At 67.7% G+C, this 26,469-nt stretch carries 26 protein-coding genes, 2 tRNA genes and 1 pseudogene; 14 read left to right on the top strand and 15 right to left on the bottom strand.

The window, feature by feature from the left end; genetic code table 11:
• Positions 1-65 precede the first annotated feature (65 nt).
• Positions 66-566, top strand: coding sequence for a MarR family winged helix-turn-helix transcriptional regulator (locus BAY61_RS24505; RefSeq protein ID WP_091807502.1), 501 nt, complete (start codon positions 66-68; stop codon positions 564-566).
• A 40-nt stretch (positions 567-606) separates the two neighbouring features.
• Here the strand turns inward: BAY61_RS24505 and BAY61_RS24510 are convergent, their stop codons facing one another.
• The 3 genes from BAY61_RS24510 to BAY61_RS24520 all read right to left on the bottom strand — a co-directional run bounded on the left by BAY61_RS24510 (position 607) and on the right by BAY61_RS24520 (position 3,166).
• Positions 607-972 carry a DUF3817 domain-containing protein gene (locus tag BAY61_RS24510; protein ID WP_091807500.1) on the bottom strand — a complete coding sequence of 122 codons (366 nt, stop codon included), beginning with the start codon at positions 970-972 and terminating at the stop codon, positions 607-609.
• Positions 973-1,163: 191 nt separating this feature from the next.
• Positions 1,164-2,261 (bottom strand): ABC transporter permease, encoded by a 1,098-nt coding sequence (locus tag BAY61_RS24515; RefSeq protein ID WP_091807211.1) that lies wholly within the window; start codon positions 2,259-2,261, stop codon positions 1,164-1,166.
• The gene (locus BAY61_RS24520; RefSeq protein WP_091807208.1) at positions 2,258-3,166 is read right to left on the bottom strand and encodes an ABC transporter ATP-binding protein; all 909 of its coding nucleotides are present in this window, start codon (positions 3,164-3,166) and stop codon (positions 2,258-2,260) included. Before BAY61_RS24520 ends, BAY61_RS24515 begins: the two co-directional genes overlap by 4 nt.
• A 166-nt stretch (positions 3,167-3,332) precedes the next feature.
• On the opposite strand from BAY61_RS24520, the gene BAY61_RS24525 reads away from it, so the two are divergent.
• Positions 3,333-4,334 (top strand): LacI family DNA-binding transcriptional regulator, encoded by a 1,002-nt coding sequence (locus tag BAY61_RS24525; RefSeq protein ID WP_091807206.1) that lies wholly within the window; start codon positions 3,333-3,335, stop codon positions 4,332-4,334.
• Positions 4,331-5,365 carry a class I mannose-6-phosphate isomerase gene (locus tag BAY61_RS24530; protein WP_091807204.1) on the top strand — a complete coding sequence of 345 codons (1,035 nt, stop codon included), beginning with the start codon at positions 4,331-4,333 and terminating at the stop codon, positions 5,363-5,365. Before BAY61_RS24525 ends, BAY61_RS24530 begins: the two co-directional genes overlap by 4 nt.
• Here the strand turns inward: BAY61_RS24530 and BAY61_RS24535 are convergent.
• Both BAY61_RS24535 and BAY61_RS24540 read right to left on the bottom strand, forming a co-directional pair.
• On the bottom strand, positions 5,362-6,102 hold the full coding sequence (locus tag BAY61_RS24535; protein WP_091807202.1) for an isocitrate lyase/PEP mutase family protein: 741 nt from the start codon (positions 6,100-6,102) through the stop codon (positions 5,362-5,364). The two genes, BAY61_RS24530 and BAY61_RS24535, sit on opposite strands and share 4 nt — an antisense overlap.
• Positions 6,099-6,563, bottom strand: a complete 465-nt coding sequence (locus tag BAY61_RS24540; protein ID WP_091807498.1) for a carboxymuconolactone decarboxylase family protein — start codon at positions 6,561-6,563, stop codon at positions 6,099-6,101. Before BAY61_RS24540 ends, BAY61_RS24535 begins: the two co-directional genes overlap by 4 nt.
• Before the next feature lie 46 nt (positions 6,564-6,609).
• Between BAY61_RS24540 and pdxR the strand changes: the two genes are divergently transcribed.
• Positions 6,610-8,010 (top strand): MocR-like pyridoxine biosynthesis transcription factor PdxR, encoded by a 1,401-nt coding sequence (gene pdxR / locus BAY61_RS24545; protein WP_091807200.1) that lies wholly within the window; start codon positions 6,610-6,612, stop codon positions 8,008-8,010.
• A gap of 139 nt (positions 8,011-8,149) precedes the next feature.
• The gene (locus BAY61_RS24550; protein ID WP_091807199.1) at positions 8,150-8,431 is read left to right on the top strand and encodes an amphi-Trp domain-containing protein; all 282 of its coding nucleotides are present in this window, start codon (positions 8,150-8,152) and stop codon (positions 8,429-8,431) included.
• Between the two features lie 48 nt (positions 8,432-8,479).
• Here BAY61_RS24550 and meaB read toward each other — a convergent pair whose 3' ends face one another.
• Entirely contained in the window at positions 8,480-9,442 is a 963-nt protein-coding gene (gene meaB / locus BAY61_RS24555) for a methylmalonyl Co-A mutase-associated GTPase MeaB (protein WP_170140234.1), read from the bottom strand.
• Between the two features lie 27 nt (positions 9,443-9,469).
• A complete protein-coding gene (locus tag BAY61_RS24560) occupies positions 9,470-10,657 on the bottom strand; it encodes an acetyl-CoA C-acetyltransferase (RefSeq protein WP_091807496.1) in 1,188 nt (395 codons plus the stop codon).
• 152 nt (positions 10,658-10,809) lie between these two features.
• On the opposite strand from BAY61_RS24560, the gene mce reads away from it, so the two are divergent.
• Positions 10,810-11,253, top strand: coding sequence for a methylmalonyl-CoA epimerase (gene mce, locus BAY61_RS24565; RefSeq protein WP_091807195.1), 444 nt, complete (start codon positions 10,810-10,812; stop codon positions 11,251-11,253).
• A gap of 16 nt (positions 11,254-11,269) precedes the next feature.
• Here the strand turns inward: mce and BAY61_RS24570 are convergent, their stop codons facing one another.
• Both BAY61_RS24570 and BAY61_RS24575 read right to left on the bottom strand, forming a co-directional pair.
• Positions 11,270-11,878, bottom strand: coding sequence for a TetR/AcrR family transcriptional regulator (locus tag BAY61_RS24570; protein ID WP_091807193.1), 609 nt, complete (start codon positions 11,876-11,878; stop codon positions 11,270-11,272).
• 123 nt (positions 11,879-12,001) lie between these two features.
• A complete protein-coding gene (locus tag BAY61_RS24575; protein WP_091807494.1) occupies positions 12,002-12,397 on the bottom strand; it encodes an SPW repeat protein in 396 nt (131 codons plus the stop codon).
• Between the two features lie 262 nt (positions 12,398-12,659).
• Here BAY61_RS24575 and ccrA point away from each other — a divergent pair, with 262 nt between their 5' ends.
• The 4 genes from ccrA to BAY61_RS24595 all read left to right on the top strand — a co-directional run bounded on the left by ccrA (position 12,660) and on the right by BAY61_RS24595 (position 16,773).
• Positions 12,660-13,991: a crotonyl-CoA carboxylase/reductase gene (gene ccrA, locus BAY61_RS24580; RefSeq protein ID WP_420848833.1), complete on the top strand. Its 1,332-nt coding sequence runs from the start codon at positions 12,660-12,662 to the stop codon at positions 13,989-13,991.
• A gap of 26 nt (positions 13,992-14,017) precedes the next feature.
• Positions 14,018-15,121 (top strand): coiled-coil domain-containing protein, encoded by a 1,104-nt coding sequence (locus BAY61_RS24585; RefSeq protein WP_091807189.1) that lies wholly within the window; start codon positions 14,018-14,020, stop codon positions 15,119-15,121.
• A 120-nt stretch (positions 15,122-15,241) separates the two neighbouring features.
• The gene (locus BAY61_RS24590) at positions 15,242-15,691 is read left to right on the top strand and encodes a universal stress protein (RefSeq protein WP_091807188.1); all 450 of its coding nucleotides are present in this window, start codon (positions 15,242-15,244) and stop codon (positions 15,689-15,691) included.
• 20 nt (positions 15,692-15,711) lie between these two features.
• A complete protein-coding gene (locus BAY61_RS24595; RefSeq protein ID WP_091807187.1) occupies positions 15,712-16,773 on the top strand; it encodes an adenylate/guanylate cyclase domain-containing protein in 1,062 nt (353 codons plus the stop codon).
• A gap of 67 nt (positions 16,774-16,840) precedes the next feature.
• Here the strand turns inward: BAY61_RS24595 and BAY61_RS24600 are convergent, their stop codons facing one another.
• The 4 genes from BAY61_RS24600 to BAY61_RS24615 all read right to left on the bottom strand — a co-directional run bounded on the left by BAY61_RS24600 (position 16,841) and on the right by BAY61_RS24615 (position 22,180).
• The gene (locus tag BAY61_RS24600) at positions 16,841-18,841 is read right to left on the bottom strand and encodes a DEAD/DEAH box helicase (RefSeq protein WP_091807186.1); all 2,001 of its coding nucleotides are present in this window, start codon (positions 18,839-18,841) and stop codon (positions 16,841-16,843) included.
• 123 nt (positions 18,842-18,964) lie between these two features.
• Complete coding sequence (locus BAY61_RS24605) at positions 18,965-20,206, bottom strand: aldehyde dehydrogenase family protein (protein ID WP_091807183.1); 1,242 nt, start codon at positions 20,204-20,206, stop codon at positions 18,965-18,967.
• Positions 20,207-20,416: 210 nt separating this feature from the next.
• Positions 20,417-21,133 carry a M50 family metallopeptidase gene (locus BAY61_RS24610; RefSeq protein ID WP_091807493.1) on the bottom strand — a complete coding sequence of 239 codons (717 nt, stop codon included), beginning with the start codon at positions 21,131-21,133 and terminating at the stop codon, positions 20,417-20,419.
• A gap of 24 nt (positions 21,134-21,157) precedes the next feature.
• Positions 21,158-22,180, bottom strand: a complete 1,023-nt coding sequence (locus BAY61_RS24615; RefSeq protein WP_245865396.1) for a DNA-3-methyladenine glycosylase family protein — start codon at positions 22,178-22,180, stop codon at positions 21,158-21,160.
• A gap of 500 nt (positions 22,181-22,680) precedes the next feature.
• On the opposite strand from BAY61_RS24615, the gene BAY61_RS24620 reads away from it, so the two are divergent.
• From BAY61_RS24620 to BAY61_RS24630, 3 genes are all read left to right on the top strand, one after another.
• On the top strand, positions 22,681-23,544 hold the full coding sequence (locus BAY61_RS24620; protein WP_091807182.1) for a ribosomal RNA small subunit methyltransferase A: 864 nt from the start codon (positions 22,681-22,683) through the stop codon (positions 23,542-23,544).
• Between the two features lie 147 nt (positions 23,545-23,691).
• Entirely contained in the window at positions 23,692-24,297 is a 606-nt protein-coding gene (gene orn / locus BAY61_RS24625; protein ID WP_091807180.1) for an oligoribonuclease, read from the top strand.
• Positions 24,298-24,371: 74 nt separating this feature from the next.
• A tRNA-His gene (locus tag BAY61_RS24630) sits at positions 24,372-24,447 on the top strand.
• A 60-nt stretch (positions 24,448-24,507) separates the two neighbouring features.
• Here the strand turns inward: BAY61_RS24630 and BAY61_RS24635 are convergent.
• A complete protein-coding gene (locus BAY61_RS24635) occupies positions 24,508-25,710 on the bottom strand; it encodes a L,D-transpeptidase (protein ID WP_091807178.1) in 1,203 nt (400 codons plus the stop codon).
• A 194-nt stretch (positions 25,711-25,904) separates the two neighbouring features.
• Here BAY61_RS24635 and BAY61_RS24640 point away from each other — a divergent pair.
• A tRNA-Lys gene (locus BAY61_RS24640) sits at positions 25,905-25,977 on the top strand.
• A 203-nt stretch (positions 25,978-26,180) separates the two neighbouring features.
• Here BAY61_RS24640 and BAY61_RS34060 read toward each other — a convergent pair.
• Positions 26,181-26,375 (bottom strand): annotated as a pseudogene (locus tag BAY61_RS34060) (tyrosine-type recombinase/integrase); the annotation flags it as partial.
• Positions 26,376-26,469: the final 94 nt, after the last annotated feature.

The raw sequence follows: 26,469 nt of genomic DNA on the forward strand, positions 1-26,469 counted from the left end.
ACGTGCCGCCCTCGGCCACGGCAACAACCTACGACCCTCGCGAGCCTGTGCCCATGGGAGCTTCGATGAACCGTCCGCTGTCGTTCGACCCGATCGCGCGTGCCGCGCAGTTGTGGGAGGACCGCATCGGGCCCGCCGACACGATGGCCGCGGTCACCGGACTGATGCGGGTCCAGCAGATCGTCCAGTCGGCCGTCGACGGCGCGCTGAAGGGCCACGGGCTCACGTTCGCCCGCTACGAGGCACTGGTACTGCTGACCTTCGCCAAGAAGACGAACTTGCCGATGCGGGTCATGGGCGAGCGCCTCCAGTTGCACCCGACGAGCGTCACCAACATCGTCGACCGGCTCGAACGCGACGGGCTCGTCAAGCGGGTACCTCACCCCACGGACCGGCGCACCACGCTCGTGGAGATCACCGACGACGGCAGGCAGCGCAGGGAAGAAGCGACCAAAGCGGTCACGTCGATCGACTTCGGGCTCGTCGGCCTGACGGAGAAGCAGACGGAGCAGCTGATCGAACTACTCACCAAGGTCCGCAAGGCGGCAGGCGACTTCACTTCCTGATCCCGCGAACGGGACCAGGAAGCGGTCACGAGGGACTGGCTCAGACTCGGGCAGGCTCCGGCTCGGAAAGGAACAGCCCGGTGCCACCGTTGGTGAGCCGCTGAGGGCCGTCGAGCTTGCCCCTTCGCAGGGCCCAGTTCTCGAAGATCCAGGTGAAGAACGGCGGGATGGCGGCGAGCAATCCGACGATGACCGTCTTGGCGCTCCAGCGGAGCGGACGGAACACCGCGAGTGTCACGCCGATGTAGAGCACGAACATGGCGCCGTGCACCATGCCGAGTACGGGGACACCGCCTTCGCCCGCTCCGACGACGTACTTGAGGAACATGCCGACCAGCAGGCCGGCCCACGAGAAAGCCTCAGCAACGGCGACCACACGGAACAAGACGGCAGCCTTGTTCGACAAGGGTTCCTCCCTCTGGTTCGCGAAACCGCGCCTCAACACGACAACGGTCGCAAATGGACTTTATTGACGCCAACGGCGTCAATCACGTCAACGACGCTGTCGGACGTGGCAATACCAGTGTGAACCGTGATGGTCATCACCGGAACACCGGGGCCGGTGATCATTCTCACCGGCCCCGTATGCGTTTCCGATCAGTCCTCCCAGCGGAACACCTTCGCGGCCACAAAACCGACAACCGCGGTGAAAGCAACCAATACCAGCGCCGGAATGAGCAGCGCCTCCGCTCCCTTGCCACGCACCATGACGTCGAGAATTCCTTCGTTGAGATGCCGCATGGGGAATGCCCACGAAATGCCTTGCAGCCACGAAGGAATCGCGTCGATCGGGAAGAAGGCTCCGGAAAGGAACGCCATTGGCAATGTGATCAAGTTCGCAGCACCACTCGCCGCTTCCTCGGTCTTACAGAACGCGCCGACGAGCATTCCGATGGAGAAGAACGCGAGCGTGCCGAGTAACAGCAACGGAATCGCGAGCCACCACTGTCCGGACAGTCGCAGACCGAACACGGGCAGCAACGCGACCGCGACGAAAAGCGCGAACTGCAACACCGCGATTCCGAGCGAGACGACCACGCGCGAGGTCAGCACGGTCACCGGCTGCACCGGCGCGAGCCGCAACCTGCGCAGCACCTGCTTCTTGCGCCAGCTCACGAATGTCAGCGCCGCGCCGAACACGGCCGCGATCGACACCGCCCACGAGATGATGCCGGGAGCCATGAACTGGATGGGTTTGAGCGACTCGTCCTCGACCTGAGCGGAGTCGACCGTGAACCGAGGTGGTTGCCCGGTCGCCGCGACGTTCGCCTGGCTGACGACGCCGTTGACGATGCCTGCCACCGTGCTCGCCTGGGTCTGGTCGCTCGCGGCGAACCGGAGGGTGATCGTGCCGCCGTCCTCCGCCACGAAAGCGGGCAGATCGCCTTCCTTGACCTGTCGCTCCGCCTCGGCAGGCGAATCGATGGGCGCGAGTTCCAGTGCCTCGACGCGTTCGAGCGCGCTGACGACGGGACCGTCGCCGACGACACCGATGCGGGTCTTCGACTCACCCTGGTTCCCGAAGATCAATCCGAAGATGACGAGGAACATCAGCGGGAAGAGGAAGGTGAAAAACAGCGTCGCCTTGTCCCTGACGAAGCCCTTGAACATGGCTCGCGACAGCGCGGCGAACGACGAAGGATGCGGCGCGCCCTTCGTGCTCTTGCCGCTCGGCGTGGTCTTGGTGACGGTCATGCGCGGTACTCCCGGCCGGTGAGGTCGAGGAACACGTCCTCAAGGGTTGCCGTACGCACCTGGAGCCCGTCCAGCGTGCCGGACTCGGCGAGCGCGGCGAGTAGCGGCGCCGCGGTGCGGGTGGAGATGACGAGCGACAACTCGTCCTCGGTGACGCTGTCCGCGCCCGGCAGGTTTCTCGCCGTCTCGACCGAAAGCGCGCCGCGTTCGAGGAAGACCCTCGTCGCGGCATCGAGGTCACGCACCAGCCGTGCCGGAGCGTCCATCGCGAGGATTTTGCCGTTGTCCATGATGGCGACGCGGTCGCACAGGACCTCGGCCTCGTCGAGGTAGTGGGTGGTGTAGACGATGGTCTTGCCCTTCGACTGCACCTCGCGCAGTACGTCCCACAGGTTGCGCCGCGCCTGCGGGTCGAGTGCCGCCGTCGGCTCGTCGAGGAACACGATGTCGGGGTCGTGCACCAGCGCGCAGGCGATGGAAAGCCGCTGCCGCTGTCCTCCCGACAGCTTGGCCTCCTGAGTGTCGGCCTTGTCGGTGAGGCCGACGAGTTCGAGCATCTCGTCGACCCTCGCCGAGCGGACCCCGTACAGCGAACCGAATGTCTCCAGTTGCTCACGCGCGGTCAGTTTCTCGAAGAACGCCGACGCCTGGAGCTGTACCCCGATGCGGGGGAGGAGATCGACGTTGCGCGGCCACGCGGGCTGACCGAGAAGCGACACGCTGCCCGCGTCCGGCTTGCGCAAGCCTTCCGCGATCTCCAGCGTCGTCGTCTTCCCCGCTCCGTTGGGACCGAGAATGCCGAAGAACTCCCCCTCCGCGACGTCGAAGGTCACCCCGTCGACGGCACGCAGATCTCCGTAACTCATGTGGATGCCCCTTACGGAAAGGGCCTGTGGCGATGCCATGGGAAGAAGGCTAACCGCAGGACGATCGTCGTTTGAGCACCTCCCGGCGACTGGGGTGGCGAACGGGATTCGCCGCAGCCGATTGACACGAGCCGGTCACCCGGTGTGCAATGCCAACGCCATGACAACGTTGTCTCCCGATTCCGAGCCGCCCCGCAGGGCAACCATGACCGACGTGGCGCGCGCGGCGGGGGTGAGCATCAAAACGGTGTCGAGGGTCGTCAACGCCGAGGCACCCGTCCATCCGGGCACTGCGGCGAAGGTTCACGCCGCCATCGAAAGGCTCGGGTTCCGCCGCAACGCCGGTGCCCGCAACCTGCGAACCGGATCCGGAACCGGCACGCTGGGTCTGATCGTCGAGGACATCGGGAATCCCTTCTACTCCGAACTGCACCGTGCGATCGAGCGCGCGGCGGCGACGGGCGGACGGCACGTGCTCGCCGCGTCGTCGGAGGGCGACGAGGAGCGGGAACGCGATCTCGCGCTCGAATTCTGCGCGAGGAGAGTCGACGGGCTGGTCATCATCGCCTGCGGCGAGCGACACGACTACCTCGCGGCCGAGCTCAAGGCCGGAACCCCCGTCGTCTTCGTCGACCGCCCCTGCGGGGAACTCGACGCCGACACCGTGCTCGCCGACGACGAGGGCGGCGCGGCGATGGCCGTCGCCCACCTCGCGCGGCTCGGTCATCGCGAGATCGGCTTCCTCGGCGACGCTCCGGAGATCCACACCACGCGACAACGGCTGCTCGGTTTCCGCCGCGGCTGCGAGGAGGCAGGTATTGATTACGACGAGCGGCTGGTCCGGCTCGGCTTGCGCGCGCGGGGTACGGAAACCGACCTCGCCGACGTGAGCGCGGCACTGCGGGACACGGGGGCCGCGACGGCGATCGTCACCGGCAACAACCGGATCACGGTCGCGGCGCTGCGGACACTGGCGGCCGGAGGGCGACGGCCCGAACTCGTCGGCTTCGACGACTTCGAACTGGCCGACCTGCTCGATCCTCCGGTCTCGGTCGTCGCGAGCGACCTGACCGCGCTCGGTACGACGGCGGCCCAACTGCTGCTGGCGAGAACGCGAGGAGACCGGTTCCCGCCGAAGAAGGTCGTACTGCCCATGCGGCTCATCGACCGATCCCATCCCCTGCCCCGCGAGGAGAGCGCCCCATGAACACGCCACTGGAACCGCTGCGGCTGCCTGCCAACCAGCCCGCGCAGTTCTACCGGGGCGGCGAGGCGATCGCCGCGCTGCGCGGCGGTGACGTACTCGACTTCGGCCCCGAGGACTGGGTCGCGTCGACGACGACCTTGTACGGCAAGGACACCGAAGGGCTCACCAGGTTGCCTGACGGACGATGGTTGCGCGACGCGGTCGCCGCCGATCCGATCGGCTGGCTCGGCGAACCGCACCTCGCGGCCTATGGGGTGTCGACGGCGCTGCTGGTGAAGCTGCTCGACGCGGGCCAGCGGCTGCCCGTTCACTTCCATCCGGACAACGGCTTCGCCGAACGGCACTTCGACTCACACTTCGGCAAGACCGAGGCGTGGATCGTGGTGGGAACGCACGGCGAGGATCCGACAGTGCACGCGGGGTTCAGGGAAACCCACTCGAAGGACGCGATCGGCGAATGGGTACGCGATCAGGACGCACCAGCCATGCTCGGGGCACTCAACAGCATTCCCGTGCGCGCTGGCGACACCGTGTACATCCCTTCCGGGCTGCCGCACGCCATCGGCGCGGGGGTTTTCGTCGTGGAGCTCCAGCAGCCGACGGACTTCTCACTCACCATCGAGTGGAGGGACTTCCTCGCGAACCCCGAGCGGGGACATCTCGGAATCGGCTTCGACACCGCGCTCGACGCGCTGGACACGACGGGCTGGGACCCGGAGCGGCTTGGCTCGATCGTCAAGCACACGGCGGCGAGCACCGAGTCCACTGTGGACCTCCTGGCCGCCGGTTCGGGTCCGTTCTTCCGCGCGGAACGGCTGAGCCCCGGGGACAAGCCGCTCCGGCTCGACCCCGGTTTCGCCGTGCTGGTGGTGCTCGACGGTGCCGGTTCACTGCGATCCGGCGACCGTGAGCAGCCACTCGGCAAGGGCGACACGTTCGTCATCCCGCACGCGGCGGGTGAACTCGAACTGGAGGGCACGCTGACCGCGATCAGGTGCAGGCCGCCCGCACCTGGCGCCCACGGTCACTAGTAGGGCGGGGTGCCTCCGGAAAGTGCGGTAAGCCGGTCCTTGAGCCAGGACCTGCCCGCGTGCCACAGACCGCCGCCCAGTGACACCCTCGCCACTCCCAGTCCGGCGAGTTCCGCGAGACCGGGTCCATCAGGGAGATACGTGATGTTGACGGCGGCGGGGTGCAGGGCCTCGGTCAGCGCGGCGATCGTGTCCGCTCGCTTGGCGAGGATCGGGTAGACGCAGTCCGCCCCCGCGTCGAGATAACGGCGCGACCGTCCGACGGCCTCGTCGAACGCCGTCCGCTCGTCGCCGTGAAGGAACATGTCGACCCGCGCGTTGAGCACGAGCGCGTCACCGGCGGCCTGCCGGATACCGGCGAGCAGGTCGGCCTGTTCGCCCGCCTCCCTCGGCGCTCCCTTACCGTGGTCGGTGTCCTCGATGTTGCAACCGACTGCCCCGCTCTCAAGCAATCGCTCGACAAGCTCGGCAGGCTCCAGCCCGTACCCGGATTCGGCGTCGACCGTGACCGGTACCGACACCACGCGCGCGATCCTGGCGACGGCGGCGAACACCTCGCCGACGGGTGTGCCCTCACCGTCGGGGTAGCCGAGCGTCCTGGCCACGGCGACCGAACTCGTGGCCACCACGGGAAACCCCGCCTCCTCGACGAGTGTCGCGGTGTCGGCGTCCCACGCGTTCGGCAGCAGCAGCGGCTTTCCCGGAACGTGGAGTTCCCTGAGCGTCCCCGCGCTCACCACGGCTCCTTCGGAAGCAGCTTCTTGCTGGTGACGCCGAGCCGGTTGAACGCGTTGATCACCGCGATGGCCCAGATCACGGCCGAGTACTGCTCCTCGGTGAACACGGCGGTGGCCTGCTCGTAGACCTGGTCCGGCACTTCCTGGTGCTCGGACAGTTTCGTCACGGCGTCGGTGAGCGCGAACGCCGCCCGCTCCTTCTCGGTGTACAGCTCGGTTTCCCACCACGTGGCGACCATGACGACCCGCTGCGCGGTCTCGCCGAGCTTGAGCGCGTCCCGCGAGTGCATGTCGAGGCAGAAGGCGCAGCCGTTGAGCTGGGATGCCCTGATCTTGACGAGTTCGAAAAGCGACTGGTCGAGACCGGCGTCGGCAGCCGCTTTCTCGATCGTGTCGTGCAGGGCGACAAGCCCTTTGTAGGCGGCGGGCAGGGTGGCACTGATTTGGATCCGCTGGGTCACGTCCTCCACGTTAGCCACAACTGGTCCATCTGTATGGTCCAGTTATATGGCAAGAACGTGGACCAGTTTGGGTCCTGACGTGCACTTCGACTGGGATCCCGGCACTGGCCGCCTCGGCCTCGCCGACGCGATCCGCGACGCCATTCGCAAGGGACGGCTCTCCCACGGCGCCGTACTGCCCTCCACTCGCGCGCTCGCGAGCGATCTCGGCATCGCGCGAGGCACCGTGACGAGGATCTACGCCGACCTGACGGCGGAGGGTTACGTGCACAGCAGGCAGGGCGCGCCGACAACCGTCGCCGCCGACGTCCCGCGGCCCTCGCCCCCGCCGCACGCGCGCTCCGGACCAGGAGCGCCCCGGTGGGATCTACGGCCAGGGCAGCCCGACCTGTCCGCGTTTCCCCGCGACGACTGGGCTTCCGCGACCCGGCGCGTGCTGCAACACACCCCCGCCTCGCTGTTCGGGTACGGCGACCGGCTCGGCGTGGCCAGGCTGCGCGAATCGCTCGCGAGCTACCTGGCCAGAAGCAGAGGCGTCGTCGCGGACCCGCAACGCATCGTGGTGTGCGGAGGGTTCTCGCACGCGGTCTCCCTGCTGACGACGGCATTGCGGGAGCTCGGCGAAACCGACATCGCCTTCGAGAATCCCTCGCTGTACCGGTTCCGCGACATCGCGAAGGCGGCAGGCGCGCGCGTCATTCCCGTTCCCGTGGACGACGAAGGCATCGATGTGTCCTCAGTGGACAGCCCGGCGGTCGTGGTCACCCCAGCGCACCACTTTCCGCTCGGCGTGACGCTGGCGCCAGGGCGGCGGACCGCGCTCGCGAAGTGGGCGAGCGCGAGCGGAGCGTTCGTGCTCGAAGACGACTACGACGGCGAGTTCCGGTTCGACCGAACACCGGTCGGGGCGCTGCAAACGCTTGCCCCGGAACGCGTCGCGTACGCGGGCACCGTGAGCAAGACACTCGCCCCCGGCCTCCGGCTCGGCTGGCTGGTACTGCCGAGGGTGCTCGTCGAACCGGTGAGGGCCGCGCTGGAATGGCAGGGCTGGCGGGCCCCGGTCATCGAGCAACTCACCTTCGCCGAACTACTCGACTCCGGCGCATACGGCAGGCACATCCGGCGGAGGAGGGCAAGTTACCGCAAACGGAGGGACCTGCTGCTCGCGACGTTTCCCGACGCCGTGGCCAAGCACGACATCCCCGCCGGATTGCAGCTGCTGCTCCGCCTGCCTCCCTCCGGGCCCCGTGAGGAGGACGTCCTCGCGGCGGCGGCCCGGCATTCACTGGGCCTCGAAGCGCTCGGCCCGCACTGGATGACCCCCTGCGACCATCCACAAGGGATCGTCGTGGGGTACACGACGCCGCCGGAACACGCCTATACCGGCGCACTGTCCGCGCTGCGCACCGTGCTCGCCGAAGCGGGCGGGGCCGGTCGACACCCCTAATACAGATCGGTTTGTTGGTTCCAGGTAAAGGATTCCCTGGCGCCTACCCGGGTGGATTCACCGGAACCCCTACCGGTTCAATAGCGGCACTGGAGGGTTCTCCAGAACCGCTTGGCCTCAACCGGAAACGGAGTTCACCGTGAGTGCGACCCCACGCGACATCGAACGTTTCTATTCAACGCCGGAGGTAGTGGCGAAACTGCGCCGCCTGGCCGACGCGCTGGAATCGGAGACCCCGTTCCGCATCCAGATCGCGGGCGAGCGGATCAGGGTTCCCGCGAGGGCCGAGTTCTCGATCGAGCACGAGCGCGGCGACGGCGAGGAGGAGATCGAGTTCCAGCTCAAGTGGAAGCTCGCCGACAGCAGCGACGGCGATGACGACGCTGACGACAGCGACGACGCTGACGGCACGGTCGTCTGATCACCGCTCCGCCCGGCGCGGATTCTCCGTGCCGGGCCGGCGGCCTCGCTACCCCTGCCCGCCGTGTAGCTCGGCGACGAGCCGATCGGCGGCGCGGTAGGGGTCGAGTTCGCGGGCGACGACTCCCTCGGCCAGTTCACCGAGCCGGTCTCGCCCCCGCAGTTCGCCCAGTTCCGACCTCAGCCTGCGCAGTGCGATGGCCTCGATCTCGGCGCGGGCCCTTCCTGTTCTGCGCCGGTCGAGTTCTCCCCGCTCACGCAACCAGGTGCGATGCTCCGCGAGCGCGGCGACCACCTCGTCGGCGCCGACGCCTTCGGCCGCGACCGTCCGAACGATCGGCTGCCGCCAGCTCGCGCCACTGATCTCTCTTCTGCTCATCGCGACAAGCGAGCGCAACTCGTGCACCGTGGCATCGGCGCCCGGCCGGTCGGCCTTGTTGACGACGAAGATGTCGGCGATCTCCAGCACTCCGGCCTTCGCCGCCTGGATGCCGTCTCCCATGCCGGGAGCCAGCAGCACGACGGTGGTGTCGGCAAGCCTTACGACGTCCACTTCGGACTGACCGACACCTACGGTTTCGATGAGTACGACGTCGAAACCCGCCGCGTCGAGCACCCGTACCGCGGCGGGAGTCGCCGAGGAAAGCCCACCGAGATGTCCCCTTGTCGCCATGGAGCGGATGAACACCCCACTGTCGGTGGCGTGCTCCGTCATCCGGATCCGGTCACCCAGCAACGCGCCGCCCGAGAACGGCGACGAGGGGTCGATGGCGAGCACGGCCACCCGCTTTCCCCGCTCGCGCAGAGCCGAGAGCAGCATGGACGTCGACGTCGACTTGCCGACCCCCGGCGGGCCGGTGAGCCCGACGATCGTGGCCGCCCCGGTGTGCGGGACGAGCGCCGCCGCGATCTCGGGAAGGCGGGGATGATCGTCCTCGACGAGTGAGAGCAGCCTCGCCACGGCGCGCGCCTTTCCGGCCCGAGCCTGCTCGACCAGCTCACCGACGTCGATCACGGGTTTCCCCGCCGGACCGCTCGCTCAGCTCTTCGGAACGCTGATCAGCAGCGCGTCACCCTGGCCACCACCGCCGCACAGGGCAGCGGCGCCGAGGCCGCCACCTCGTCTGCGGAGTTCGTAGGCCAGATGTACCGCGAGCCGCGCGCCCGAGGCTCCGATGGGATGACCCAGCGCGATCGCGCCGCCGTTGACGTTCACCACGTCATCGGCGAGGCCGAGCTTCTGAGCGGAAACGAGACCGACCGCGGCGAACGCCTCGTTGATCTCGACCAGGTCCAGGTCGCCGACCTCAAGCTTTGCTTTGGCCAGCGCGGCCTTGATGGCGTTGGCAGGCTGCTCGTGCAGGCTCGCGTCGGGGCCTGCGACCACCCCGTGCGCGCCGATCTCGGCGAGCGGCGCGATGCCGAGTTCGGCTGCCTTGGCCTTGCTCGCCACGACGACGGCGGCGGCACCGTCGGAGATCTGCGACGCCGAACCGGCCGTGATGGTGCCGTCGGCCGCGAACGCGGGCCGCAGCGCGCCGAGTCCCTCCGCCGTGGTGTCGGCGCGGACGCCCTCGTCGGTGCCGAAGACGAGCGGATCCTTCTTGCGCTGCGGGATCTCGACGTCGACGATCTCCTCGGCGAACGTGCCGTCAGCGATCGCCGCGGCGGCGCGCTGGTGCGAACGCGCGGCGAAGGCGTCCTGGTCCTGCCTCGTCAGGCCGTACCGCGAGTTGTACTTCTCGGTGGAGGCGCCCATGGCGACCTGGTCGAACGCGCAGAAGAGGCCGTCGTGGGCCATGTGGTCGACAAGTGTCGTGTCGCCGTACTTGAAGCCGGAGCGCGACTTCGGCAGCAGGTGCGGGGCCTGGGTCATCGACTCCTGCCCTCCCGCGACGACGAGATCGAACTCGCCCGCGCGGATGAGCTGGTCGGCGAGCGCGATCGCGTCGAGCCCGGAAAGGCACACCTTGTTGATCGTGAGCGCGGGAACGTCCATCGGGATGCCTGCCGCGACCGCGGCCTGCCTGGCGGGAATCTGACCGGCTCCAGCGGTCAGCACCTGGCCCATGATCGTGTATTGCACCGCATCCGGCGCGACGCCCGCGCGTTCGAGTGCCGCCTTGATGGCGAAGCCGCCGAGCTGCGCGCCCGAGAAATCTTTCAGCGAGCCGAGCAGCCGACCGATCGGCGTACGGGCGGCACCCAGGATCACGGAACCGGTCACCATGTTCACCACAGCCTCCTGTTGTCATCGACGCGCTGCTTCTTCGCACCGGCGAACAGCTCGACGATACCGGCCGGAAACCGCTCTGAATCGAAGGCAGCGCGAATCACACTTTGTGAAGATCCGCACGCCCGGTGCCTATCCTGTCGGGTATGCGAAAGGCACTGGAGCCGTTCATCACGACCATCGATCACGTCGGGATCGCCGTCGCCGACCTGGACGCCGCAATCGAGTTCTACGCGGCGAACTTCGGACTCGAAGCCACGCACACCGAGGTCAACGAGGAACAGGGCGTCAGGGAAGCCATGTTGCACGCGCCAGGTGACGGCGCGGGCCCCGCCGTGCAGTTGCTCGCTCCGCTCCGGCCGGAATCCACGATCGCGAAATTCCTCGACAGCAAGGGCCCAGGGCTCCAGCAACTCGCGTTCCGGGTCACCGACGTCGATGCGGCCGCCGAGACGCTGCGGGCCAACGGCCTGCGGTTGCTCTACCCGGAGGCGAAAAGGGGCACGGCGGGCAGCAGGGTCAACTTCGTGCATCCCAAGGACGCGGGCGGGGTCCTCGTCGAGCTGGTCGAGCCAGGCCAGGAGCAATGAGCCTCACGTACCGGCCTTACGAACCACCAATGCCCTGCGCCGTCTGCGCGCGCAGGGTGAGCGAACCCGCGATGAACGTCAGCTCGCGCTCCATCTCCTCGGGCAGCGAATCCTTGGAGTGACGCGCGACGGAGTGCCGGTAACTGATCGCGAGCGCGAGCAGCGCGGCCGCGCTGTCGACGTCCTCCCGCGGGAGGACACGGTGACCCGCCGCGCCGTTGATGACGGCCCGCACCTGTTTGACCAGGACCTCGTAGCGGCTCTGAAGCGCCTCGCGGATCGCCCTGTGCGTGTCGGACTCCCGCCACAGCAGATGGGAGAGCACGCGCGAGCTGGACAGCCGCCGGTCGAGTTCGGCGACGAGTCCGCGCAGGCTCTGCGCGATGTCTCCGGCGACCACGACGCCCGCCGGCTCCACCTGCTCGTCCGGCAAGCGTTCCACCAGCGCGGACAGCAGATCGTGTTTGCGCCGGAAGTAGTAGTGAACGAGTCCTTTCGGCACCCCGGCGACCTCCGCGATCCGGGAGGTCGGGGTGGCGTCGAAACCGAGTTCGGCGAACAATCGTTCGGCCGCGAGAAGGATGCGTTCCCTCGCGGAGGGGTCGTCGGTCTGCTTGCGCCCCATCACTCCCCCTTTTCGCTGTGCTCGCGGTGGTCCGCACCCGCCGCGATCACGATAGCCCCAGGGGAAAGGGCGAGAGGCCCGATCGGTGCCCGTGACGACACGGACCGGGCCCCGCGCCATCACTCAGTGCTGGCTCGCCGCACGGTGAGCCGAGCTCGCGATGGGGAGTGCCGCCGCCCCCGCGATCACCGTGAGCCCACCGACGATCCAGGACGTCCACGCGGCACCGGTGAATCCGGTGTAGGTCATGACCCATGGCGAGATGAACGCGAGCGCTCCCAGTACGACCTGGACTCCCTCGCCGTAAATCAGCCCCGGTACCGCGAGCGACACGAGACCGTCCAGCGCGATGAGCGCGCCGAGCACGATCATCGTCCACATCGCCGCGTTGTCCGTCGACATCCAGATCGGGGACAGGGCGAGCACGGCACCCAGAACGACCTCCACCCAGTCGTGAGGGCGGGTCCAGCTCCTCGCCGATGACGCCGACGTGGCTGACGAGCCTGAGGATGCAGCCATCGTGATCACCTCCGATGAAAACAGTTGGCAAGGCGGGCGCGGTCGTCGCGCTCGTCGAGGGAAAACCGTGGCCGTCGCGGTCCCCTCGTCAATCGTGCGCCTTGGTTGGCCAGCCGGTCAATTACCGTTCGGCCACAGGTGGGATAACGAACAGGGGATGCGCGGGACCGCCCTCGCGCTTACAGTTGTGCACCTGGTTACCGGTCAGTAGTTTTTCTCGCCGAGCCCCTTCCACCTCATGGAGGCGCCCATGACAGGCACGATGAGCGACATCCAGCAGGCCATCATCTCCGGAAACGGGGACGAACTCGGCTCGCTTCCGGTCCCCGCGCACTACCGGGGGATGACCGTGCACGCCGAGGACGTCGACATGTTCGACGGGCTGCCGAGCAAGGACAAGGACCCTCGGAAGTCACTGCACCTCGACGAGGTTCCGGTGCCCGAACTCGGGCCGGGCGAGGCGCTCGTCGCCGTCATGGCCAGCGCCATCAACTACAACACGGTGTGGACGTCGATCTTCGAGCCACTGCCGACCTTCAAATTCCTCCAGCGCTACGGCAGGCTCTCCGAACTCGCGAAGCGGCACGACCTGCCCTACCACGTCGTCGGCTCGGACCTCTCCGGCGTCGTCCTCCGCACGGGGCCGGGGGTGCACTCCTGGAAGCCGGGCCAGGAGGTCGTCGCGCACTGCCTCAACGTCGAACTCGAAAGCCCCGACGGACACAACGACACCATGCTCGACACCGAGCAGCGGATCTGGGGCTTCGAGACGAACTTCGGCGGCCTCGCCGAACTCGCGCTGGTCAAGGCCAACCAGCTCATGCCGAAACCGGCGCACCTGACCTGGGAGGAGGCCGCCTGCCCAGGTCTGGTCAACTCGACCGCGTACCGGCAACTGGTCTCCCGCAACGGCGCCGACATGAAACAGGGCGACGTGGTGCTGATCTGGGGCGCTTCGGGAGGACTCGGTTCCTACGCCACCCAGTACGCGCTGGGCGGCGGCGCCATCCCGGTCTGCGTCGTCTCCAGCCCCGAGAAGGCGAAACTGTGCAGAAACCTCGGCGCCGAACTCGTCATCGACCGCACCGAGGAGGGCTACCGGTTCTGGAAGGACGACAACAACCAGGACCCCAAGGAATGGCAGCGCTTCGGCGCGAGAATCCGCGAACTCACCGGTGGCGAAGACCCCGACATCGTCTTCGAGCACCCGGGAAGAGAGACCTTCGGGGCCTCGGTCTTCGCCGCGCGCAAGGGCGGCACGATCGTCACCTGCGCGTCGACCTCGGGCTTCATGCACCAGTACGACAACAGGTACCTGTGGATGAACCTCAAGCGCATCATCGGCTCCCACTTCGCGAACTACCGGGAATCGTGGGAAGCCAACCGGCTCATCGCCAAAGGACGAATCCATCCGACCCTGTCCAGGACCTACGCGCTCGCCGACACCGGGCAAGCCGCCTTCGACGTGCATCGCAACCTCCATCAAGGCAAGGTCGGCGTGCTGTGTCTCGCGCCGGAGGAAGGGCTCGGAGTGCGCGATGAGCAGACCCGCGCGAAACACCTCACCGGGATACAGACGTTCAGAGGCGTGTAGTCCGCAAGGCCCGTTAGGGTGGAGCCATGAGCCTTGGCGAGGAACGGGAGCTCGTGCCGCTAGGTGCCGGCTTCGATTTCGAGAAGCGTGGGTACAGCCGGGGGCAGGTTGACGAGCATTTGGAACGGCTGGACGCCGACCTGAAGATGCTCACGTCCGATCGGGACGCGGCCATCTCGCATGCGGGCGATCTGGCACGGCAGCTCGAATCCGCACGGATCGAGATCGACGATCTGCGTGGTCAGGTCGAACGACTCGCCCAACCGCCGACCACGATCGAGGGTCTTTCCGAGCGCCTACAGCGAATGCTGCGCCTCGCTCAGGAGGAGTCCAGCGACACCAAGGCGCGCGCCGAGGCGGAAGCCGGTCACATCAGGGCCAAAGCCGAGTCCGACGCGAGCGCCATGCGGGCCCGGTACGAGCAGTTGCTGACCGAACTCGCCGAGCGCCGCAGGGAGATGGAGGCCGAGCACCGCAAGGTCCTCGAAGACGCGAGGGCCGAGGCCGAGGCCATCACGACAAAGGCGACGGAAGAGCGTGACCGGCTCGACAGGGAAGCCGATCAGCGGCGGACCCAGGTCGAGGAAGACTTCGAGATCGCGATGGCCACCCGGCGCACCGAAGCGATGCGCGCACTCGCCGAACAGGAAGCGGCGAGCAAGGCCGAGGCGGAACGCCGCGTTCGCGAGGCGACGGAGGAAGCAACCACCATCCGCGCCGAGGTCGCCGCCGAGCAGGTCAAGGCACGAAACGACATCGAGCGACGCCAGCGCGAGTCTATTGAGGACACGAACAGGCGTAAGCAGAACTCGATCAGCGAGGCGAACGCACGCGTCGCCGAAGCGACCGACGAAGCCAACCGGCGCGTCAGGGAGGCGACGGAGGATTCGGCCCGCCGGGTCAGGGAAGCCACCGACAAGGTCGAGGCACTGCGCAAGATCCGCGTGAAGATCGCGGAGCAGGTCGAGTCGGCTCGCGCGATGCTGACGCAGGCCAACGAGGCGCTCGACAGCGCGGAACCCATCATCGCCTCCGCTCCCGAGATCGAACCGGAGCCTGACCACAACGGCGTCGGCGAGCGGACGGTACGCGAGACGGCGGCCGTCGGAGCAAAACCAACTCGCGAGTAGGTAACTGCTGCGCCGGGCCGCCCGACCCGCTACTGTCGGCCTCTGTGCTCGCTGAGCCCCGCTTCGGCCGGGGCTCGGCAGGCACTGTCAGTCCTGGCCGACAAGCAGTTGGAGGACCCGATGGCCGCCTATCGAACCGTGGTCGTTGGCACGGATGGTTCGGACACGTCGTTCGCAGCCGTCGACCGCGCCGCGAGTGTCGCGGCGGACGCGGGAGCCACCCTGGTCATCACGTGCGCCTACTACCCGGCCGGCAAGCACGACATCGAGAAAGCGCAGGAAGAGCTGCGCGAAGAGGCTTACCAGGTCGTCGGTTCCGCTCCCGCCGAGGACACCCTGCAAACCGCGAGGGACAGGGCGGCCAAGGCGGGAGCGGGCGACATCGAGACCATCGCGGTCGTCGGCGAACCGGTCGATTCGCTGCGCAAGATCGTCACCGAGAAGGCGGCCGACCTGCTCGTCGTCGGCAACAGAGGACTGAACACGCTCGCGGGCAGGATCCTCGGCTCCGTTCCATCGGAGGTGGCGCGCAAGTCCGGCGTCGACGTGCTCATCGTGCACACCACGTAGCGGGCGCGGCGCGACTCGCGATGGCCGAGGAACCCCTGCCGCAGCGGCTCGAACGCATTCTGCTCGGCGGCAAACGCAAGTACACACGGCTACAGGTCGCCGAGCGGGCCGGAGTCCCCGAGGAGCGGTCGAAACAGCTCTGGATGGCGCTGGGGTTCGCGAGTGTCCCCGACGACCAGGTGGTGTTCACCGAGGCAGACGTCGAAGCCATGCGTGTCACCGACCGGCTCGTCGCGTCAGGGCTGCTCGACAAACGACAGGAGACGGCCGTCGCACGAACGGTCGGGCTGCACCTGTCCCGTCTCGCCGAATGGCAGGCCGATCTGCTCGGCTCGTTGCTCGAGGAGAATCCAGAACTCGCGGCCGACGACCGGCAGGTCGGCAAGCTCGTCGCCGGGCTGCTACCCGAACTGGAGCAGGTGCAGAACTTCGTGTGGCGCAGGCACCTCGCCGCCTACGCGCCGCGTGCCGTAGCCTCCGCCGACGAAGGCCAGGCCGGTGCCGAGGCCGAGGTGGTCGGCTTCGTCGACATGGTCGGTTACACGAGGCTGACCCGAAGGGCCGACGAGTCCGAGTTGAGCGAGGTACTCGACCGGTTCGAGGCCATGGCGACCGAGGTCATCGCCGAACTTCGCGGCAGGGTCGTGAAGATGATCGGCGACGAGGTGCTGTTCGTGGCCGACGCGCCCGTCGCCGCGGCCGAGATCGCGCTGACGCTGGCCGAGCGCGCCGACGCGGACGAGGCGCTGCCTTCGGTGAGGGCAGGGCTCGCGGCCGGACGAGTACTCAGCAGATTCGGCGACGTGTACGGCTCGGTGGTGAACCTGGCGAGCAGGCTCACCGCCGTCGCGCGGCCGGGGACGATCCTCGTCGACAGGGAACTGGCGAAACGACTTGCCGGGGCACCTGGCTACGAGCTCCGGACCCGCAGGGCCGTCACGGTCCGCGGCTACAACCGGCTCCGGCCCTCGGCGCTGCGAAGGGCCGAGCCCTTCGACAGCGGCCAGGAACTGGCAGCCGACCTGCTCGGACTCACCGGACAGGTCGAACAGCGCCCGCCGTCGCGACAACGGCGACGCTGATCCGGCTACAGGATTCACCCGGCGCGAGCGGCTTCCGCTGATTCGCGAGAAACCGCCCGCCGTCCGGCTACCGTCCCTTGGTGAAGCGCTCCCTGCGGATGGTTGCCTTCCTGCCCTTGATGGTGCTGCCACGCAGCGCGGAAATCACGTCCTCCGCCGCCGAATCGGGTACGTCCACAAGGGAGAACCGGTCGGCGATCTCGATGGCACCGATGTCGCGGCCCCTGAGCCTCGACTCACCCGCGATGGCACCGACCAGGTCCTGTGGCCGGACACCGGCATGGCGGCCGACTCCGACGAAGAGCCTCGTCATCCCGGACGCCGCGGCCCTCGGGCGCCGCTGCTCCTTGCCACCACGGTCCTTGCGGCCCCTGCGCTCGTCGGGCGGCCACGAGGTCACCTCGGGGATTTCCTCTTCCTCGCTCACCACGCCGCCCGCCTCGTGGGCCAGCTTCACGGCTGCCAGGGCCACCTCGACGACGTCGTACTCCTCGGCAAGCGGTTCGACGACGGCGCGGAACCGGTCGAGGTTCTCCTCCTGAAGGTTCTCCCACAACGCGGCCCTTGTCTGTTCGAGGCGCTGCGCGCGAAGGTCGGCGATGGTCGGGAGCTTCTGCACCGCGAGGCGCTGACCGGTGACCCGCTCGATCGTCTTCAGCATCCGGTGTTCGCGCGGCTCGGCGAGGGTGATGGCGGTGCCTTCCCTGCCTGCTCGCCCCACCCTGCCGATGCGGTGCACGTAGACATCCGGCGCGCTGGGCACGTCGAAGTTGACGACGTGAGTGAGCTGGTCGATGTCGAGCCCGCGCGCCGCGACGTCGGTGGCCACGACGAGGTCGGTCGAGGCACTGCGCAACCGCCCGACGACCCTGTCCCGCTGGCTCTGATCCATGCCGCCGTGCAGGGCCTCGGCCCGGTAGCCACGACCGTTCAGGGTCGAGGTGAGCCGGTCGACCTCTTCCCTCGTGCGGCAGAAGACGACGGCAGCGGTCGGCGCCTCGACGTCGAGCACCCTGCCGAGCGCGGCCGGCTTGTGTCCCTTCGGGACGACGTAGGCGGTCTGCCGCACCTTCGCCGTCTCGCCGTCGGTCGAGGCCTTCTTGCCGAGTTCGATGCGCTCGGGATCGGTGAGATAGCGGCGGACCATACCGGTGATTCGCGGTGGCATGGTGGCCGAGAACAACATCGTCTGCCGCTCGTCGGGGGTCTCCTGGAGGATCGCCTCGATGTCCTCCGCGAAGCCCATGTCCAGCATCTCGTCGGCCTCGTCGAGCACGACGACCTCGATGTCACTGAGCGAGAGGGTCCCCCTCGCGAGGTGATCGAGCACCCTGCCCGGCGTCGCGACGGCGACGTCGACACCGCGTTCCAGCGCCTTCATCTGCCTGACGATGGGCTGGCCGCCGTAGATGGGAACGACCCTGCTCCCCATCTTGTGGCCGTACCGGTGCATGGCCTCGCAAACCTGGACGGCCAGCTCCCTCGTCGGCACCAGCACGAGCGCGGCGGGACCCTTTTTTCCGGTGTCCCGCTTGCCGCGCCCGGTGATCCGCTGCAACGTCGGCAACGCGAACGCCGCGGTCTTGCCGGTTCCCGTGGCGGCCTGGCCGACGAGATCACGACCGGCGAGCAGCGAAGGGATCGCGGCCCGCTGAATCGGGGTCGGCTCCTCGTAGCCCAATTCGGACAACGCGGTCAGCAACTCCGCCCGCAGGTGCAGGTCGGCGAAGGTGACGGCAGCGTCGTCTTGCCCGGGATCACCGGCGGCGGTGTCGGTGTCGGCGGTGCCGGTGCCGTCGGTGCCGTCGGTGCTGTCGGCCGCGGCGGTGCTGTTGTCGGCGGTGCCGGTATCGGCGGCGGCAGCGATGTTGTCGGCAGCGGTGTTGTCGGTATCCGCGTCCGCGTTCTCGGTGTCGGCACGGTCCTGGTCCTTGCCGTCGTCACTGGCGTCAGCGGTGTCCGCCGCGTCAGCGGTGTCCGCCGTTTCGGCAGTGGCACCGGTGTCGGCGGGATCGGGTTCCCGCTCGGTTCCGCTTACGTCCTGGACGTGGTCGGCCTTGTCGGCCATGGTCATCCTCCTGGTAGGGCAACGGGTTCTGGCAACGCCACGCCCGCGACTCCGCCCAGGCAGGGCAACCATTACGTGCTGTGTGCTGCGTGTTGTGTTCGACAGGCCCGGCGGGCTTGCCGGTCAGCGGCCTGCCGGCACGACTGCGTACTGCCGCACGTACAGGTCCGTGTAGGTCACCGGGCCACGCGGCCCCGGCACCTTGTCAAGGTTAATACCGGTCTCCGGCACGCCGAGCAGTTTGAATCCGTCCAGCAGCCGCGTCGGCGCGTTCCAGAACACCCCTGTGCCCTGGTAGCCGTCGAAGAACGCTTCGGCGGCCTCGGCATCCTCCGTCGCGATGCCTGCGGCCAGCCCGGACGTCTGGTCGTTGGCGATCGAGACCGCGTGAGTGAGATCCGGGACCGTGGCGACGGTCACCGTGGCTTCCTCGTCCGAGTCCAGCGCCCACTCGTACCCGAGGGCGTGCTCGTGTGGCGGCAGTGAAGCGCGGATCTTCCGCTCGGCCAGCACCCCTTCCACCACCGGCCACAACGTTTCGTAAACCGACTCGTGGATGAGCAGCAGGTTGAGCCTGTTGCAGACACCGAGCCGGTCGAGGCTGTTGTCGACGAGGGTCCGAACCGTCGCTTCGTCGGCCGCCACGTCGACGTACAGCACCCCACCACCGTCGGCATGCGCGAGCGTGCGGACGCCGTGAGTTGCCGCCTCGGTGGCAAGCGCCCTCGTACTGTCACCGCTGCCCCGCAGGATCACCAACGGCACGAGATCGGGGAACCGGACCAGCGCCGCCGCGGCCTCCCTCTCGGCCCTGGGGACGAGCTGGATGACGTCGCTGTCGATCCCTGCCTCCGCGAGCGCGGGTGCGACGACGACCTCCAGCAGCCGCCGCGCCGAACCGAGCGCGGCCGATCCGGTGCGCAGCACGCCACCGTTGCGCGACTTGACGAGCTGAGAAGCCACGTCGACCGTGACATTGGGCCTCGCCTCGTAGTTGGCGCCGATCACGCCGACCGGCCGCCGCCGCTCGATCAGCCGCAGCCCACCTTCGAGGGAAGACACCGGGACCGACCGCTGCTGATGCGGCGCACCGGCGAGGAGCCTGAGCTGTTCCGCCATACCGGTGAGGCGTTCCTCGGTGATGGTGAGCCGGTCGAGCAGCCCCGCGCTCATTCCCTCGGCCTCGGCCTTGGCCACATCAGCCGCGTTGGCTTCGAGGATGACCGCCCTTTCGGAGAGCAACCGGCGTGCCATCCCGTGGAGCGCCGCGTCGATCGCGTCGTCTCCGGCTGTCGCGAGGGACGGGGCTGCCCGCTTCGCAGCGCGCGCACACTCCTCGACCGCCACCGTCACCTCGTCCGCCACAGCCACCACAGGTCAGCCCTCTCACATCCGCGCCGGGTCGGCCCGCGCGCATCGCTTGTTCGACACACCAGTGTGCCGCACGGCGCCCACGGACTTCGGAGCTGGTCCGGCTGCATTCCAGCCTCGAACTCCGGCGCGGTGGCCTCCGCACGCGCGCGAGGGCAAGGCCGACCTGAGCCCGGATGTCCGCCGGTTCAGCACACCACCGGTTCAGCGCACCGCCGGTTCGATGAGCAACATCCCGCCCAGCGCGACACAGCTGCCGATGAGCACACCCAGCACCAGCAGCCAGATCGCCGCCGGAAGCCCGGTGAGTCTCGCGAGCTGGTCGATGTCGGAGTCGCGCGCCGCTCCCCTGCGGCGCTTGGCTTGCAGTTCGAACACCGGACGCACGGAGCCGAGCAGCAGGAACCACGTCATCAGGTACACGAACGCCGCCTGCATTCCCGGCGGCGCCAGCAGGGCCACTCCGGCCAGCACCCCCGCGGACACGACGACCGCGAACACCCCGTACGCGTTGCGAACCATGATCAGCACCCCGAGCAGCAAAGCCGCGGCGATCCCCAGAACCGCGCTGAGGTTCGCGCCGGCCACGAAGCCGGAGAAGGCCAGTCCCAGCAGGGCTGGCGCCGGATATCCGGCGAGCGCCGTGAGCACCATGCCCGCGCCTTCCGGCTTGCCTCGCGAGACGGTCACGCCGGAGGTGTCGGAGTGCAGGCGAATGCCCTGTAGCCGCCGACCGGCCAGTACCGCGACCAGCGCGTGCCCAGCCTCGTGCACGATCGTGATGACGTTGCGGGCGAAGCGCCACGGCGCGCGCACCACGACGGCGAGCAAGGCGATACCCGCGGCCACCAGCACGATGGTGCTCGTCGTACTGGCTTCCAGGTCGAGTGCTTGCCAAATCTCGTCGTCGGCGGCGGCCATCGTCACGGCGTCACCTCATCACAGTCATTGTCTGGTTCCCGTGACCCCCTTTCCCAGGGACGGAACTGCGGGCACGCTATCGTTCCCCGCTTGCCCGGTGGCCGGAAGCAGCGCCGTATTCGTCTCTCTGCGTGCCCTCAAGAGGAACGCTCCCCAGCTTCGGTAAGGCCGCCACCGCCGTGCGATGCCCTCCAGTTCGGCCGGTTCGACTACGTCCGGCAGGCCGTAAACCCGCGCCATCTCCTCATGCAGCCGGTGTTCGGCCAGCGGGAAGACGTCGGGGTGCCCAGCCCCTTGCGCGACCACGAGTTCCGCCGAGAACGGCCCGATTCCCGGCAGGCTTCGCACCTGTTCCAGCGCGTCGGCGACCGGCATCGCGCGCAGCATCGTCGCGTCGAGCCGGCCTTCGGCGGCGGCTTCGGCGACCGCGCGAAGCCTGCGCACCTTCTGCACCGACAAGCCCGGCACGGTGGGGACGGTGGCCAGCACCTCGGGAGCCGGAAACGAGCGGACAGTTCTACCCGCCACCTCGACCGCGCGCCCATGCCGGACAGCCAGCAGCCGGTTGACGGAAGCCGCGTGAGCGACCCTGAACCGTTGGCACACCACCGCCCAGCACGCCGCCTCGTAGGGCGATGGGAACAGCACCGGGCGCAATCCCCTGCGCTGCGCGCGTAATCGGCCGAGAACCGGATCAACGGCATCGAGCGCCGAGAACAACTCCCCGTCGGCGTCGAGCGAAAGGAGACGGCGGACCTGCTCGACGGCGGCGGGCGCCGTGTGCGGTACGGCGGCTACCTCGACCGTCACCTGATTCGGCGCCCGCTGCCGCACCAGCGCTCCCACGTGGTCGCCCGCGCCGTCGACGGGAAAGGCAAGCCGCAGCACACCGTGCTCTTCGCCGGCGTCGGGCCGCGCGGCAGGCGGAAATCCCGCGAGAAACCGGGCACTCTCCACAAGGGAGTAATCCCCGAGTACGTCGATGTCGACGACCGTTGGGCGGATCGTCGCGGAGCCTGCCTCGGAACCGGACGCCGTCCTGGGCACTACCGTTGACTGGCCTTGCGTCTCCGTTGTCGCTGTTGTCGCCGTATTGCTCATGATTTCCCTCTCCGCCGCGTCGAATGTGGAGTGACAACGACGTTAGAACGGAAGACCGACATCGCGCCAATACTTGCCGCACCAACGGATCCGCTCGCAGTAAAACTCGCGCGAACGGAGACCTCGCTCCGCCCCGAATCGGTAATCGAAAATCATTTCCCAGCCGGGATACCATGTCCACCATGGGAACTTGCACCTCCAGCGCCTTCGGCGCTTTCGCGGCCTTCATGCGGCTCCGGCTCACCCACTAGCCGCAGCGACTCGCTTCCACGACCGCCCTTGCCCCCGGAACCACGGGGCGATGAGGCGTTTCGTCGGGCCATCACGTTCACCGCGCCCATCGGCTTCGCCGAGCGCGGGTCCCACCGGATCAAGCCGGTTCGGTCGCTGCGCCATGACGTCCTGCGCGCTCTCGCGCGTTCACTCGTTCATGACGGAGCCACACCATGCCTTCCCGCAAACCGCGCGGGCCGCGTCGCACGACACGCGACGCGCCGCGTCCCAACCCCTCCGGCGTCCATTTCCTGGCGTCGAACCAGATCATCGACGGCTTGATCCGTTCGTGTGCCCCCGCCCCAGCCGATCTCGTCATCGAGTTCGGCTCCGGCAACGGCGCGATCACGGCACCGTTGACAAGAACCGGCGCACGCGTGATCGCCGTCGAACGCGATCCAGCGTTCGCCCGCAAGCTGCGCACCCGGCTCGACGACAAGGAAAACCTCCGCGTCGTCACCACCGATGCCAGAACATTCCCCTTACCCCGCAAGGACTTCCTCGTCGTCGCGAGCATTCCCTACTCCATTTCCACCTCACTGCTTCGCCGCTTGCTCAACCCGGGCGGCGGCACCCCACGCAAGGCGGGGCTGATCGTCGAATGGGGCTTCGCCAAACGCCTCACCACCGCCGTCCCGCGAACGGCGGAACTCGCGTGGTGGGCAGCCAGATTCGACATCACACTCGTCAGAAAGGTTCCCGCCCACTGCTTCCGGCCGATCCCTTCCGTCGACTCCGCACAGCTGTTCATCGAACGGAAACCGCAGCTGAGTAAGGGTGAAGGGCGAACGCTCCGCGCCATGATCGAGGCGGCTTACCTGTCGCCACGGCACGGCGTCCGCAACGTGGTCACTGCCGCGACGGGGACCCGATCGCCCCGGTTGGTGCTCGCCGCCGGCCTCACCCCGGGGACGAGGGCGGACACGGTGAAACCAGCGCAGTGGGCCCGGCTGGCCCACCTGCTGACCGCGCACGGCGAACCGCAGCGAAGTGGAGACTGTTCCCCGGCTTGCTCTCGGCAGGCGAGGAAACGCTGACACGGTGACCCGGCCGGGACCGCGCCGCCAAGCGTGGTCCCGGTCACCACGGCCCGAGCGTGGCGTCGGCAGTGAAAATCGTCGTCGTCGCGATCGAAAACGGAGCGTGACAAGCGGCACCAGCCCGGCCACGTTAGGGTTTGCCAGGTGACTGACCGTCTTGTCTGGATCGATTGTGAAATGACGGGGCTCGACCTCGCCAAAGACTCCCTCATCGAGATCGCGGTTCTCGTGACCGATGCCGAACTGCGCGTACTCGGTGACGGACTCGACCTCGTCATCCACGCCGACGACGAAGCGCTGGCGAACATGCCCGACATCGTGCGCGACATGCACGCCCGCTCGGGGCTGACCGAGGAGGTGCGCGCCTCGTCCGTCACGCTCGAAGAAGCCGAACAACAGGTGCTCGCCTACATCAGAGAGCACGTGCCCGATCCGCAAACCGCGCCGCTGGCTGGAAACTCGATCGGCACCGACCGTGGCTTCATCGCGCGCGACATGCCCTCTCTCGACGGCTACCTGCACTACCGCATGGTCGACGTGTCGTCCGTCAAGGAACTGGTCAGGCGCTGGTACCCGCGCATCTACTACGCCAAGCCCGAGAAGGGGCTCGCACACAGGGCGCTGGCCGACATCAGGGAATCGATCGGCGAACTCGACTACTATCGGAAGACGGCGTTCGTCGCCCAGCCGGGACCGAGCACCGAACAGGCGAGGGCGGCCGCCGACGAAGTCGTTCGAACCCGGCAATGACGAACCCCGTTCAGGCGCGCTGAGACGACGCGCTACGATGATCCGGCCGAGGCACTCAGCGAGTTCCTCACGTGGTGGGTATAGCTCAGTCGGTAGAGCACCTGGTTGTGGTCCAGGGGGTCGCGGGTTCAAGTCCCGTTACTCACCCCAAGCGCTAGATATGACGAGGGCCGCCGCTCCAGTGGAGCGGCGGCCCTCGTCATCTGGCTGTCACGCGTCTCCGGCGATCCATTCTTCCCACGACATCTGCCACACGCTCCAGCCGTCGGTCGGCTCCAGCGTCTGCTCGCCCGCGTTCTTCACCGTCACCACGTCGCCCGGCTGCGAGATCTCCATCAACCACGCCGCGTTCTCGGGGGAGAGGTTGATGCATCCGTGGCTCGTGTGCGTGTTGCCCTGCTGCGCCACCGACCACGGCGCGGAGTGATAGAAGATCCCGCTGTTGGACAGCCGCACCGCGTACTCCACCCACAGCCGGTAGCCCCCGCCGCTCTCGACCGGAACCCCGTAGGTGCTCGAATCCATGGTGTAACCGTTGTGCTCGCTCATGACGGTGTACGTACCGTTCGGAGTCGTCGTCGACGGCTTGCCAAGGGAGATCGGCAACTTCTTGACCTCCTTGTCGTTGACGAACACCGTCATCTGATACGTCTCGCCGTCGGCGACCGTGACCACTTTGTCCCCGACGGTCAGTTTCGCGAAGTTGTCCTCACTGCCGTACACCCCGTCGCCGAGATGCCTGCCGTAGATGGCGGCGTCGACGGTCACCGTCGTTCCCGCCTGCCAGTACTCCTTCGGCCGCCAGGTCACCGACTCGTCACTGAACCAATGGAACGCGCCTTCGGTCTCCGGGTCGGTCTCGATCCGCAGTGCCTTCTCTGCGGCCTTCCGGTCAGGAACGGGCCCACTGAACGTGAAGATGATCGGCATGCCGACGCCGACCTGCTGCCCGTCATCGACGTTCGTCCACACCGAGATCTGCTGAGCCGGAGTGGCCGTCGTGAAGGTGGAGGTCTTGGTCTCCGGTTTGCCGTTCGCGCCCTCGGCCGTCGCGGCGAGGGTGTAAGTCTTGCCATATCCGAGCGGTTCCGCCGACTCCCAGCCGGAACCGTCCTCGGCCAGTTGGCCCTCGACGACCGTGCCGTGCTTGCCGATCAGGGACGCCTCGGTGACCTTCCCGTCGGTGGCGCTCACCGTGACGGGCAACCCCGGTTCGACGTCCTTCGCGCCCTCCTCGACCGACAGCTCCAGCGACACCGGCTTCGGAGGCGCGGTCGACGCGGGACTTGACCGCTCGTCCTCCGGCCCCTCAGTCGCCGCGGATGTACAGCCAGTGAGCAAAACACCCCCCACTAACACGGTCGAGATCAACCGGACCCCCAGACGTGGCTTGTAGCCACCCCGACTACGCATTGATGCCCATCCATTTCGCTAGTGAAATGCCCCAGATGAGTGCATAGTCTGCCCCATTCGTAGCACCGAGTGGGCCGCTGTAGTCAAGTTGTGCTCAGAGCTTTGCCGGGGGGCCGCACGGGGGCTCCGAGGCACCGTGCTAATGTTCTTTCCGTCGCCGAGGGTTGCTAGCGCGAGACCGAGGCGGCCAACTTGCGCCATTAGCTCAATTGGCAGAGCAGCTGGCTCTTAACCAGCGGGTTCGGGGTTCGAGTCCCTGATGGCGCACCCTCACACTCCAAGTCAGGTATAGCCGCGACTTGGAGTTTTGTGTTTTCGGGAACCATTTCCTTCACTTCCTCTCTGTCCACAGTGGTCGTTGGGGAGCCCGAGGGGAGCCCGAGAGCGCCGGGTAGTTGCTTGGACTGTCTCGGGATGATGTCGGCGATGGCGTTGGCCGTGGCTTGCGAGACCTCCCGCAGCACGTTGGTGTAGAGGTCCATGGTGACCTTGATCGAGGAGTGGCGAAGCATGTGCTGCACGGACTTCATGTCCGCGCCAGCCGCCAGGGCCAGGGTTGCGGCGCCGTGACGAAGTCCGTGCAACGTGATCGGGGGCAGCCCAGCCCGCCGGACGATCTCGGCGAACGCGTCACTCACATCCGCCGAATGGCAGCGCGCGGCCATCCGGCCTGGTGAACAACAGGTCAAGGTCGATCCAGTCACTGCCAAGCCGTTTCTGAATCCTTCAAGACTCGGATTCCAAGAAATCGTCACGGGC

This window comes from Prauserella marina, assembly GCF_002240355.1.
In the GTDB taxonomy this organism is placed as follows: Bacteria; Actinomycetota; Actinomycetes; order Mycobacteriales; family Pseudonocardiaceae; genus Prauserella_A; species Prauserella_A marina.

Coding starts and splice junctions, on each gene's coding strand:
- BAY61_RS24505 (WP_091807502.1), top strand. CDS start 66: ATGAACCGTCCGCTGTCGTTCGACCCGATCGCGCGTGCCGCGCAGTTG.
- BAY61_RS24515 (WP_091807211.1), bottom strand. CDS start 2,261: ATGACCGTCACCAAGACCACGCCGAGCGGCAAGAGCACGAAGGGCGCG.
- BAY61_RS24520 (WP_091807208.1), bottom strand. CDS start 3,166: ATGGCATCGCCACAGGCCCTTTCCGTAAGGGGCATCCACATGAGTTAC.
- BAY61_RS24525 (WP_091807206.1), top strand. CDS start 3,333: ATGACCGACGTGGCGCGCGCGGCGGGGGTGAGCATCAAAACGGTGTCG.
- BAY61_RS24530 (WP_091807204.1), top strand. CDS start 4,331: ATGAACACGCCACTGGAACCGCTGCGGCTGCCTGCCAACCAGCCCGCG.
- pdxR (WP_091807200.1), top strand. CDS start 6,610: ATGGCAAGAACGTGGACCAGTTTGGGTCCTGACGTGCACTTCGACTGG.
- mce (WP_091807195.1), top strand. CDS start 10,810: ATGCGAAAGGCACTGGAGCCGTTCATCACGACCATCGATCACGTCGGG.
- BAY61_RS24570 (WP_091807193.1), bottom strand. CDS start 11,878: ATGGGGCGCAAGCAGACCGACGACCCCTCCGCGAGGGAACGCATCCTT.
- BAY61_RS24575 (WP_091807494.1), bottom strand. CDS start 12,397: ATGGCTGCATCCTCAGGCTCGTCAGCCACGTCGGCGTCATCGGCGAGG.
- ccrA (WP_420848833.1), top strand. CDS start 12,660: ATGAGCGACATCCAGCAGGCCATCATCTCCGGAAACGGGGACGAACTC.
- BAY61_RS24585 (WP_091807189.1), top strand. CDS start 14,018: ATGAGCCTTGGCGAGGAACGGGAGCTCGTGCCGCTAGGTGCCGGCTTC.
- BAY61_RS24590 (WP_091807188.1), top strand. CDS start 15,242: ATGGCCGCCTATCGAACCGTGGTCGTTGGCACGGATGGTTCGGACACG.
- BAY61_RS24595 (WP_091807187.1), top strand. CDS start 15,712: ATGGCCGAGGAACCCCTGCCGCAGCGGCTCGAACGCATTCTGCTCGGC.
- BAY61_RS24600 (WP_091807186.1), bottom strand. CDS start 18,841: ATGGCCGACAAGGCCGACCACGTCCAGGACGTAAGCGGAACCGAGCGG.
- BAY61_RS24610 (WP_091807493.1), bottom strand. CDS start 21,133: ATGGCCGCCGCCGACGACGAGATTTGGCAAGCACTCGACCTGGAAGCC.
- BAY61_RS24620 (WP_091807182.1), top strand. CDS start 22,681: ATGCCTTCCCGCAAACCGCGCGGGCCGCGTCGCACGACACGCGACGCG.
- BAY61_RS24635 (WP_091807178.1), bottom strand. CDS start 25,710: ATGCGTAGTCGGGGTGGCTACAAGCCACGTCTGGGGGTCCGGTTGATC.